Origin of the sequence: Arthrobacter sp. Soil761, assembly GCF_001428325.1 — a bacterium.
In the GTDB taxonomy this organism is placed as follows: Bacteria; Actinomycetota; Actinomycetes; order Actinomycetales; family Micrococcaceae; genus Arthrobacter.
The window spans coordinates 101,804-112,527 of record NZ_LMSF01000005.1 but is presented as its reverse complement, the minus strand read 5'-3'; the positions used below and the strand labels follow the sequence as shown (position 1 = coordinate 112,527).

Annotated in this window: 12 protein-coding genes; 9 read left to right on the top strand and 3 right to left on the bottom strand. The window is 66.5% G+C overall.

The genetic code is table 11. The annotated features are described in order from the left end of the window. Window positions 1-1,367 (top strand): L-serine ammonia-lyase (locus ASG79_RS05735; RefSeq protein ID WP_056389197.1); only part of this gene is annotated, 1,367 nt, incomplete at its 5' end. Further along, entirely contained in the window at window positions 1,361-1,468 is a 108-nt protein-coding gene (locus tag ASG79_RS23815; protein ID WP_156400172.1) for an L-serine ammonia-lyase, iron-sulfur-dependent, subunit alpha, read from the top strand. The genes ASG79_RS05735 and ASG79_RS23815, both read left to right, overlap by 7 nt. A gap of 46 nt (window positions 1,469-1,514) precedes the next feature. On the opposite strand, the gene ASG79_RS05730 is transcribed toward ASG79_RS23815, so the two are convergent. Continuing rightward, window positions 1,515-2,060, bottom strand: a complete 546-nt coding sequence (locus ASG79_RS05730; protein ID WP_056389195.1) for a TspO/MBR family protein — start codon at window positions 2,058-2,060, stop codon at window positions 1,515-1,517. Window positions 2,061-2,181: 121 nt separating this feature from the next. Here ASG79_RS05730 and ASG79_RS05725 point away from each other — a divergent pair, with 121 nt between their 5' ends. From ASG79_RS05725 to ASG79_RS05715, 3 genes are all read left to right on the top strand, one after another. After that, window positions 2,182-3,315 (top strand): lipid II:glycine glycyltransferase FemX, encoded by a 1,134-nt coding sequence (locus ASG79_RS05725; RefSeq protein ID WP_056389176.1) that lies wholly within the window; start codon window positions 2,182-2,184, stop codon window positions 3,313-3,315. Between the two features lie 132 nt (window positions 3,316-3,447). After that, complete coding sequence (locus ASG79_RS05720) at window positions 3,448-4,764, top strand: peptidoglycan bridge formation glycyltransferase FemA/FemB family protein (RefSeq protein WP_056389173.1); 1,317 nt, start codon at window positions 3,448-3,450, stop codon at window positions 4,762-4,764. Window positions 4,765-4,798: 34 nt separating this feature from the next. Beyond that, window positions 4,799-6,286 (top strand): threonine/serine ThrE exporter family protein, encoded by a 1,488-nt coding sequence (locus ASG79_RS05715; RefSeq protein ID WP_018769528.1) that lies wholly within the window; start codon window positions 4,799-4,801, stop codon window positions 6,284-6,286. Here the strand turns inward: ASG79_RS05715 and ASG79_RS05710 are convergent. Both ASG79_RS05710 and ASG79_RS05705 read right to left on the bottom strand, forming a co-directional pair. After that, window positions 6,283-7,122 (bottom strand): siderophore-interacting protein, encoded by an 840-nt coding sequence (locus ASG79_RS05710; protein ID WP_018769529.1) that lies wholly within the window; start codon window positions 7,120-7,122, stop codon window positions 6,283-6,285. The genes ASG79_RS05715 and ASG79_RS05710 overlap by 4 nt on opposite strands. A 14-nt stretch (window positions 7,123-7,136) precedes the next feature. Then, complete coding sequence (locus tag ASG79_RS05705) at window positions 7,137-7,907, bottom strand: uracil-DNA glycosylase (protein WP_056389170.1); 771 nt, start codon at window positions 7,905-7,907, stop codon at window positions 7,137-7,139. 140 nt (window positions 7,908-8,047) lie between these two features. Between ASG79_RS05705 and ASG79_RS05700 the strand changes: the two genes are divergently transcribed. Genes ASG79_RS05700 through ASG79_RS05685 form a run of 4 tightly spaced genes read left to right on the top strand, consistent with a single transcriptional unit; the run spans window position 8,048 to window position 10,640 of the window. Continuing rightward, window positions 8,048-8,377, top strand: a complete 330-nt coding sequence (locus ASG79_RS05700) for a DUF3263 domain-containing protein (RefSeq protein WP_018769531.1) — start codon at window positions 8,048-8,050, stop codon at window positions 8,375-8,377. Between the two features lie 51 nt (window positions 8,378-8,428). Continuing rightward, entirely contained in the window at window positions 8,429-9,067 is a 639-nt protein-coding gene (locus ASG79_RS05695) for a LytR C-terminal domain-containing protein (RefSeq protein ID WP_056389168.1), read from the top strand. Window positions 9,068-9,120: 53 nt separating this feature from the next. Further along, a complete protein-coding gene (locus ASG79_RS05690; RefSeq protein WP_134165653.1) occupies window positions 9,121-9,327 on the top strand; it encodes a cold-shock protein in 207 nt (68 codons plus the stop codon). Then, window positions 9,327-10,640 (top strand): ABC transporter substrate-binding protein, encoded by a 1,314-nt coding sequence (locus ASG79_RS05685; RefSeq protein ID WP_056389165.1) that lies wholly within the window; start codon window positions 9,327-9,329, stop codon window positions 10,638-10,640. Before ASG79_RS05690 ends, ASG79_RS05685 begins: the two co-directional genes overlap by 1 nt. Window positions 10,641-10,724 lie beyond the last annotated feature (84 nt).

Sequence of the window (10,724 nt, the reverse complement as noted above, 5' to 3'; positions counted from 1 at the left end):
GGGCTGCTGCGGTGTTCGCTGAGGAGCTCAAGGGCCTGGGTGTCCTGGGTGATGTGGCGGGGKTGCGGGTTGATTTGTATGGGTCGTTGGCGGCGACGGGTCATGGGCATGGGACGATGACCGCCGTTTTGTTGGGGTTGGAGGGGTTCCATCCGGAGTTGATCCTGCCCGCCGAGGTGGAGGAGCGGYTGGCSTCGATCGCGGRGACCGGGGTGCTGAACCTGGCCGGTGCGGTGGCCTTGCCGTACGGGGTGAAGGATATGGTGCTGCGGCCGTTGACGGTGTTGCCGCGGCACACGAACGGGATGACGTTCACGGTCACTGATGCGGCCGGGGAGGTGCTGCATGCGGCGACGTTTTTCTCGGTGGGTGGCGGGTTCATCGTCCGGGAGGGCGAGGAGGACGCGGCGCAGCAGGAACTGGACGCGTCCAAACAGGAGCTGCCGCTGCCGTTCCGGACCGCGGCGGAGCTGCTGGGGCACTGCGCGGTGACCGGGCTGGGCATCGCCGACGTGATGCTCGTGAACGAAAAAGTCTCCCGGGACGAGGAGCAGATCCGSGCGGGGTTGCTGCAGATCTGGTCGGTGATGGAGGGCTGCGTGGCCGCCTCGTTGAGGCGGGAAGGGGTGCTGCCGGGCGGGTTGAAGGTCCGCCGCCGCGCCCCTGACTGGTACGACCGGTTGAAGAAGGAATCCGCGGGCGCCCCGGTCGAGGAGACGGATGCGGCGTGGGACGCGGGCCCGTTCGATGCCAGGTATTGGCAGGAGTGGGTTAATTTGGTGGCGTTGGCGGTGAAYGAGGAGAACGCCTCCGGCGGGCGGGTGGTCACCGCCCCGACGAACGGGGCGGCCGGGATCATCCCCGCGGTGCTGTTCTACGCCCTGCATTTCGCCCCGGGCATGGACAAGGCCACCCAGGAGGACCGGGACGCTGTGGTGGTGCGGTTCCTGCTGGCCGCGGGCGCGGTGGGGGTGCTGTACAAGGAACAGGCCTCGATCTCCGGGGCCGAGGTCGGCTGCCAGGGCGAGGTGGGGTCGGCGTCCTCGATGGCGGCCGCGGGCCTGGCCGAGGTCATGGGCGGGACCCCGGCGCAGGTGGAGAACGCCGCGGAAATCGCGATGGAACACAACCTGGGCCTGACCTGYGACCCGATCGGCGGGCTGGTSCAGGTCCCCTGCATCGAACGGAACGCGATCGCGGCCGCGAAAGCGATCAACGCCGCGAAAATGGCGCTCTGGGGCGACGGCACCCACCGCGTGTCCTTGGACGAAGTCATCATCACCATGCGCGAAACCGGCAAGGACATGTCCTCCAAATACAAAGAAACCGCCATGGGCGGCCTCGCCGTCAACGTCGTCGAATGCTGACCGAAGTCATCATCACCATGCGCGAAACCGGCAAGGACATGTCCTCCAAATACAAAGAAACCGCCATGGGCGGCCTCGCCGTCAACGTCGTCGAATGCTGATCCCCACCTGGCAACGCGACGCCACAGGCCACGCGGAGACCATCGCTTAGTTATGCGCCGCGGCCCACCAGTTCAGGCTGGCCGCAAACACCAGCCATGACACGTAGGGCAGCAGGAGCAGCCCGGCCGTGCGGCTGATGGGACCAAAATACACAACGGTTACTGCGACGGCGGCGATCAGGGCAAGGATGATGGCCAGCCCCAGCCACAGGGCCGGCGTGCCAAGGGCGGGGTAAAGGGCGAAAAACGCGGGGGTCCAGGCAAGATTGAGGACCAGCTGGACGGCGTAGGCGGCCATTGCCGGACGTGTCCTGCTGGTCCGCCGGCGCCAGACCAGCCACGCTGCGACAGCCATTGCCGCATAGAGGACGGTCCAGACGGGACCAAACACGCCGTTGGGCGGGGACCAGGGCGCCTTGTCAGCGGTGGCGTACCAGCCGGAGACATTGGCCGCCGAGGCCAGGCCGCCCAGCGCCGCCACCAACAGTGACGCCACCAGGAATCCGATAAGCGCGGCCACCTGCACCCCGGCGCTGTAGGGCTGTCCGTCGCTCCCCGTGCGGGCTGTAGTCTCTTCCCCATCCGGCCTCATGCCTACACCCTTGTTGACCGCCAACAGCGGCGTCAAGCGGGCATCCTGAACCCCGCTGGCCCGCATGCCCTGCAAGGCGGCGAAAAGCCGTAAGCACATCAGGCTTTAGACTTGAGGCTGCATGTCCGCACGCACCCAGAACTACCGAAACCGCGCACAGACCCGATTGGACAAGGCCCCCTTGCGACAATTCACCGCACGTTTTGCCACCGCCGAGGAAATTGAAAACTGGGACAAGCACGTCACGGCCAATCCGAACGGCGGCAATATGCTGCAGTCCGCCGCCTATGCATCGGTCAAGAACGGAAGCGGCTGGAAAGTCCGGTTCCTGGTGCTGGAAAGCCCCGGAAACTCCAGCTACAACCTGGTGCTGGAGAAGAGCTTCCCCGTCCTGGGACGGTTGTGGTATCTGATCAAGGGCCCCGACCTGGCCGATGCAGCGGACCTCGGCCCCGTCCTTGAATCCGTTGCCGCGTTTGTCCGCGGCAGGAAGCTGAATGTCTTCACCATCAAAGTGGAACCGGACATTATCGACTCCGACGAGGTGCAGAAGGAACTGCGCGCGGCCAACCTGGTGAAAGCGCCCAATATCCAGTCCAACGACTCCACCGCCCTGCTGGATATCTCCGGCTCCGAAGAGGCAGTATTCAAAGCCATCTCCTCGCGCGCCCGCAATGCCATCCGGCGTGCCGAACGCGAAGGCTGCCAGGTGGTCCGGCAGGAACCCGGACCTGAAACCTACCGCGCCCTGTACGACCTGATGGTCAACACCGTCAGCGCCAAGGGATCCATGCCCCTGCGCAGCTACGATTACTACGCACAGTTCTGGGATGAGTTCAGCAACCGCGGCCAGGGCAACTTCTTCTTCACCTACGAGGACGGAAAGCCCAGCGTGGGCGCATTCGTCATCAACTACGGTGCCAAGGCAACCTACAAGGACGGCGGTTCCACCCAGAACCGCAAACAGTACGGTGACTCGCACCTGGTCCAGTGGGCGGCCATCCGCCGGATGCAGGAACTCGGCTGCACCGAGTACGACTTCTGCGGCACGCCTCCAGCTGCGCGCATCAAGGACAAGACCCACAACCTTTACGGAATGGGCATGTTCAAGACCAGCTTCACCAAGACAGTGACCGACTTCGTGGGCTGCCACGACTACGTCCTGTCCCCGCTGCGGCACCGGCTTTGGGTCAAAGGCGGCGAAAAGATCTTCCGCCGGATTGAAACAGCACGGACCGGCCAGCAGTTCTACTGACCTGCAGCCGCCAGACCCGCAAAGCTCCCGCGACCCCCGCCGGGCCAGCACGCCCGCGTGCCGGCCGCCCCGAACACCGCCCGCCCATCGCGCGCCCACCAGGCCGCGAAGAGTCCAGAAGAAGGTCACCCCTTGAATCCAGTTTCCGCCGCTACCGGGCTTGAATACGCCAACCTCAGCGACGCCGACTTTGAGGCCTTCGCCCTGAAGCACCCGCAGAACAGTTTCCTGCAGTCCATTGATTTTGCCCGTTTCCAGCGAGCACGCGGCCAGCAGGTGGAACTCTTCGGAGTCCGGCGCAACGGGGAACTCGTGGCGGCAGGAAAGCTCAACTACACCACAAACCGCCTCGGCTACACCGTCTGTGAATGCGCCAAGGGCCCCCTTATGGACTACACGGACCGGAACCTGGTGGGCGCCGTCGTCGAGCTTCTCCGCAAGCACGCGGCAGGCCGCAAAGCCGCTGAACTGCGGATCTCGCCGAACGTCAGGTACATCGCCCGGGACGCCGACGGCGCCGAGCACCCCGACGTCGAGGACAACCGGCCCCTGGTGGCCGACCTGGAACGGCTGGGGTTCAAGCACCAGGGCCTGGACATGAACTTCGTCAACGTCAACTGGATGTTCATCAAGAACCTGGTGGGCATCCAGGACGCCGAAGAACTGATCATGAGCACCAGCTACCGGACGCGCAAAGCCATCCGCAAAGCGGAAAAGAACGGCGTCTTCCTGGAACAGGCCACCCTGGACACCCTGGACGACTTCTACGGGGCCCTGAGCCGGGCCGGTGACGAAAAAGGATTCGTCTACCGCGAACGCGCCTACTACGAACACCTGCTCCGGACCACCACCCCGGAATTCACCAAGCTGATGATGGCGAAGATCGACATCCCGGCCTACCGGAAATCCATCACTGAGCGCCTGGCAACGGAGTCAGCCACCGCAGCAGATCTCCGCCGTGAGGTGGAGGAGACCGGCAGCAAAAAGAAGGCCAACCGGCTCAAAGTGGTACAGGACCTGGTGGACAGCTACGAGCGGAGCCTGAAGGACATCGAAAGGTTCCCCGACTCCGTGGGGACGGCCACCGTGGCAGCCATCCACTTCGTTTGCTACGGCGATGAGGTGGTGTGCGTCATCGGCGGCACCGTCCAGGACTACATCTACTTCAACGGCGCAACCTCCCTGTACTGGGGAATGATGCTGCATGCCCTCGAGAAGGGATACCCGCGGTACAACTTCTACGGCACCTTCGGCATCTCCGGCCAGGACGAGGAAGGCCACGGCGGCTACGAATTCAAGAAGGGCTTTGGCGGCGAAGTGGTCCAGCTGGTGGGAGACTTCGTCGTGCCGGTGCGGCCCGCCGTCTTCCATGCCAACAGGCTCGCCAGGTCCGCTGCGGCCGCCGCCCGCACGCTGCTGGGCAAGTTGCCGCTGAAGCGTGCAGCCTGACCGTCCATAAACCGCGTACAGGGAGGAAGCGGGCATGACCGAACGGCACGAACGGCCAGGGCACAGGCCAAAGACTGACGGCCTGCCCAAGACTGAACCGCTGACCCCTGCGCAGCTTCGGCAGGACGCTGCCGCCAAGAGGATGCTGCGCCGCCTGGTGCAGGGCGAGAATCCACCAACCGCCCCGTTGAGCATCGTGGACCGGCTGGCGGGGAGTCCCTACGCCAACCCCACCATCCAGGTGGGTGGCGTGGACACCTCCGCCCGGAAGACCCTGGATTTCGCCCTGCACCTGGCGGAGACCATGTTCCGGTATGGCGCCGGCGCCCTGGAAGTGGAAACCAGCATCATTGCCGTCACCGCGGCCCTGGGGCTGAAAAACATCGAGGTGGACATCACCAACCAGTCCGTGGGTATCAACTACGCACCCAAGGACCAGACGCCGATCGCCCTGCTGCGCGTGGTGCGCTCCTGGACCAACAACTATGCGGGCCTGGCCAAGGTGCACCAGCTGGTCACGGACATCGTGGCCGGCGGCGTGGGCCGGGATGAGGCGATCCGCCGGCTGAACGAGGCCATCACCAGCCCGAAACCCTATCCGCGCTGGATGGTCACGGCCGCCTTCGGCATCTTCGCCGCCGTGTTCGTTGGCGTGCTGGGCGGCGGTCCGGTGTCCTCGGCAGTTGCGTTCGTGGCCAATATCGGCATCAGCCTGCTGGCCCGGCAGCTGGGACGCTGGCGCGTACCGGACTTCTTCATCACCGCCAGCTGCTCTTTTGTGGTCACCATGCTGGCGCTGCTGCTCTGGCAGTTCGGGCTCACCGCATCGCCGTCCATCGTGGTGGTGGGCGGCATCCTGCTGCTCCTTCCCACCGGGCGCCTGGTGTCCTCCGTGCAGGATGCCATCAACGGCTTCCCGGTGACGGCGGCCGGACGGTTCCTGTCCACGCTGCTGACGTTCGGCGCCATCGTGGCAGGGATCGCTGTTGCCTTCGTGGTGGGGGAGCTGACCGGGCTGCAGCGCATCGACGTCACCCAGACCTTCCCGCCCGCCTACGATCTGTGGGTCCTCATCATCTTCGTAGCCGCCGCCGTGATGGCCATCGGCATTACGGAACAGACCACCTGGAAGCTCCTGCTGCCAACCGCAGCCGTAGGCGTGGCGGGCTACCTGGTGCTGCTGGGCTGCGGCCTGCTGGGCATCGGGGACCGTTTCGCCCCTGCCATGGCCGCCGTCGTCATTGGCCTGCTGGCACGGGTGGTGGCGCTGCGGATGGGTGCGCCGCAGCTGGTGGTGGCAGTTCCCGCAGCCCTGATCCTGCTGCCCGGCCTCACGATATTCCGGTCCATGTACGTCCTCACCGTTGAGGAGTCCGAGATCCTGGCCGGCGCCGGAGGAATGCTCAGCGCCGGTGCCATCGTGCTGGGAACGGCCGGCGGGATCGTCCTGGGCGACGTGCTGGCCCGGCCCCTGACCCGCAGCCTGGCAAGCAACGAGCGGCGCCGGGCGCGCCGCCGCTAGATCTGGCCGACCGGGAGCTTTTTCTCGGCCTGGAACACGTCCTCCACGCGGCCCTGCGCCCAGTAACCGGAGAGGGACACCTGCCGGCGGTCCAGGCCGCGCTGCTTGAAGAAGATTTCGCGGAGGGCCTTCATATAGCCGCGTTCGCCATGTGCAAACACATCCACGGTGCCGGTGGGCCATTCGGCCTCCGCCACCGCCCTGACCAGCAGGTCGCTGGCACCTGCCGGTGTGCCGTTGCGGGCCAGCCAGGTAATCTCCAGCCCGGCAGGGGCGGAAACGGACTGGATGTCGGCCTCGGAACCTACCTCCAGGAAGGCAAGCCCGGTTGCCTCCGCGGGCAGGGCCTCGATGCATGCGGCGATGGCAGGAAGCGCTGCCTCATCACCGGCGAACAGGTACCAGTCGGCCTCGGGGTTGGGGTTGTAGGCGCCGCCGGGTCCGGTGAAGGTCAGTGTCTCGCCCGGCTGTGCCCCTGCCGCCCATGGACCCGCCAGGCCCTCGTCGCCGTGGACCACGAAGTCGATGGCGAGTTCGCTCGCCTCCGGATCCACCCAGCGCAGCGTATAGGTGCGGGTGAACGGCCACTGCTCGCGCGGCATGGTTTCCCGGACGGCCCACAGGTCCAGCGGGGAGGGGTAGTCAACCCCGGGCTGCGGGAAAACGATCTTCACGTACCGGTCCACGAAGCCGTTGTTGGCGAAGTCGCTGAAGCCCTCCCCGCCGGCCACGATCCGGACCATGTGCGGGGACAGCTGTTCCTTGCGCAGCACGGTCAGGGTGACCTGGGGGCGGCTCTTCTTCGTGGCGCTGGTGGCGGCGGGGACGGTGCTCATAAGGCAAGCCTAAGCTAGGGCGACGGCGGGAGTTCCCAGGTTACGGCCGTTGCACCCTGTTCGCGCAACAGTTGGTTCACCCGGCTGAATGGCCTGGAGCCAAAGAACCCGCGGGAGGCGGACAGCGGGCTGGGGTGCGGGCTGATGACGGCGGGGGCGCCTGCCAGCAGCGGCTGGAGGCCCTCCGCCTCCTTGCCCCACAACACCGCCACCAAAGGCATCCTGGACCCATCCGCGGCCCGGCGGCATGCCAGGGCGGTGACGGCCGCCGTCGTAATGTCCTCCCAGCCTTTGCCTCGGTGGGACCCAGCAGATCCTGCCCTGACCGTGAGTACCCGGTTCAGGAGCAGCACGCCCTGCTCCGTCCATGCCGACAGGTCGCCATGGACGCGCGGCGGAATGCCGAGGTCCGATTCGAGTTCGCGGTAGATGTTCACCAGGCTGCGGGGGAGGGGGCGCGTGCGGGCATCGACGGAAAACGACAGCCCGACTGCGTGCCCCGGGGTGGGGTAGGGGTCCTGGCCCACGATGAGGACCTTGACGCCGGCGAGCGGCTGGCGGAAGGCGCGCAGGACGTTCGACGGCGGCGGCAGGAGTTGGTGCCCGGCCGCCTCTTCGGCAGCCAGGAAGGCCAGGACCGACCGGAGCTTGCCCTCCACTCCCTGCAGGGCCGCGGCCCAGTCCGGCGCCATGAGCTCCGCCAGGGGCAGGTCAGCCAGGTCAGCGAAGCGGGTGCCGTCCGCCGGGTCCTGCTGCAGCTCGAACAGCGCATCCGATTCAAACATCGTTCCATTCTTGCAGGCCATCGGGGGACGCCCGCCCGCGGCACCGGGCCGGTGCAGGCGCGGGGCGCGAATGACACCCGTGTTATTCGACCGGTAGCATGGGGGTAAGACATTTACCGTAACCAGCGAAGGAGTGTGCCGTGGCGGAACCGGCCCGGGAACACCTGCCGGAGCAGGATCCACGGAAGTCCCTTTTGGCGGATTTCACCCTCCGTGAGTCCTCCCTCTCCGAGCGCGAACAGCAGATGCTGGCCCTGGAACGGCAATGGTGGAAGTACGCAGGGGCCAAGGAGCAGGCCATCCGCGACCTCTTTGACCTCTCCGCGACCCATTACTACCAGCTCCTGAACGCACTGATCGACCGCGAGGATGCGCTGGCACACGATCCCATGCTGGTGAAGAGATTGCGTAGACTACGTACGTCGCGCCACCGTGCGCGCACTGCCCGGCGCCTGGGATCCGACGCTTAACAACCCCCAGGCCGGGACAACAGCCGCAATCAACAAGGATGTCCTTCCACCATGACCAGATACGCCCGCGATGAATTCGACAAGGTCCCGGAGGCCGCGTCGCGACAAGGTGTCCACCGGACGGCCTCGGCCCCGTCCCGGGTGCGGCTGTGGCCCATCCTGGTAGTGGGGATGGCGGCCCTTGCCATAGGGCTGGTGTCCTTCCTGATCCTTCCCAAGCTGGGATTCAGCGCCACCGCGAGCCAGGCATCGGCGAGCGTGGAGTCAGCTCCGCTGGCCGGAACCGGAACCACTCCATCGGCCACGCAGGCATCCGCGCCTCCTGCTTCGCCGTCTCCGTCTGCTTCGTCTGAACCAACCCAAAGCAGTGACCCGGAGCCCCAGGCCACACCTTCCGCCACCCGGGAGGCAGCCGTCGACAGGACGCAGGCAGTGGCGGTTTACAACGCGGCAGGCACGGCAGGGCTGGCCAGCCGGGTGGCCGGAACCGTCCAGGCGGACGGATGGCGCCTCGGCCAGGTAGGCAACTGGTCCGGCGCCCCGCAGAAATCCTCCGTGATCTTCTACTCCGGCCCCCAGCAACTGGCAAACGCACAGGCGCTTGCCGGGCTGCTCAACATCCCCACCGTGGTGAACAGCACCGAATTCCAGGTGCCGCTCGTGGTGGTGCTTGGCCCCGGATACCGCTAGCCGCACCCGCTCCGCCCACGGCTGCATAACCCCAACGGAAAGAGTTGTTCATCATGGCACTGGGAACCGTCAAATGGTTCAACGCTGAAAAGGGCTATGGCTTCATCACCGTTGACGGCTCCGGTGATGACGTTTTTGTCCACTGGTCCGCGATCCAGGGGGAGGGCTACCGCGCACTGGATGAGGGGCAGAGGGTGCAGCTGGAAGTCGGGGAGGGCGAAAAAGGTCCCCAGGCAGAAAACGTCCGGCCCGCCCAGTGATGCCGTTTTACCGTTTCCCGGTCCGCGGCCGAGCGGCGCTGGCCGTTTCCCTGGGGGCAGTCCTCGCGGTCACAGCATGTTCGGGCGCCGGCGGCAACGCCAGGGTGGACCCGGTCGAAGCCTCCGGCGATGGCGTCCTCCGGGTGGGCCTGATCCTGGACAACACCGGCGGCAATGCCTTCCTTAATGCGCCCCAGCTGGCGGCCGCCAAGCTGGCCGTCCAGGAAATCAACGCCGCCGGCGGACACAAAGGCCGGCCGGTGGAGCTGCTGCCGGCGCATCCGGACCAGGAAGCCGCAGGCCAGGCCAAGGACCTGGTGGCCGCCAAGGCGGACGTGGTCATTGGACCCACCGATTCCAGCCACGCGGCCGCCGCCGTGGACATCCTGTCCCACGCACGCATACCCCTCATCTCGCCGGCCAACACCGCTGCCGCCCTCTCCGGGATCGCCAGCGGAGGCTACTACTTCCGCACGGCCGCGGCCGACGTCGCGCAAGGTCCTGTGCTGGCCAAACTCGCCAAGGACGCCGGGGCCGCCAGCATCACCGTGGTGTACCAGGAAGGTGCCTACGGCAAGGACCTGTCGGCTGCCGTCACGAAAGCCGCGCAACAGTCCGGCCTGACGGTCCTGCCCGGAGCCGCCTTCAAGCCCGGCGCCGCCGCCGAAGCCGCACGCTCCGCAGCCAAGGCCAGCCCTGACGCCGTGGTCCTGGTTGCCCGGGAAGGGGCGCAGGGCGCGTTGGCCGAGCTGAACAACTCCGGCCTCAGGGGTTCAAAAGTTCTCCTCAGCGATGGCGCCTTTGCCCGCTACGGATCAGGGCTCGCCTCCCGGGCCCTGGACGGCGCCCGCGCCGTCGTCCCGGGCCAACTGCCCACCGCCGCCTTCCAGGGAAAGCTCCTGGCCGTTGATCCTTCCCTGAAGGACGTCTCGTATGCTGCTGAAACCTACGATGCCGTGACCCTGGCGGCCCTGGCGGCGGCAAGGGCCCAGGACGATGCCGGACGCTCCATCGCCGCCAACCTGGTTCCGGTTTCGGGTGGCGCCGCATCAGGCAGGACCACATCCCAGGGGATGCCCTCCGCAGGGACGCCTGCCCCGGGGGCAACGGCCCCGCCCGCCCCGTGCCTGACGTACAAGGAGTGCCTGGGCGGCCTTGCTGCCAATCCGGACATCAATTACGACGGCGAGTCAGGACCGGTTGCCTTCGACGCCAACGGAGATATCACCACCGCCGTTTTCTCCGTATTCACCTACGGCCCCGAGAACAACCCCACCCCCACCGGCCGGGAGACGGCCGGACATTCAAGCTGATCGCCCTGGGCGAAGCCGCTGCCCCTACCCGCCCGTCCGGCGTCTTTTCGCTTGCACTCTCACCTGGGGAGTGCTAATTATTGA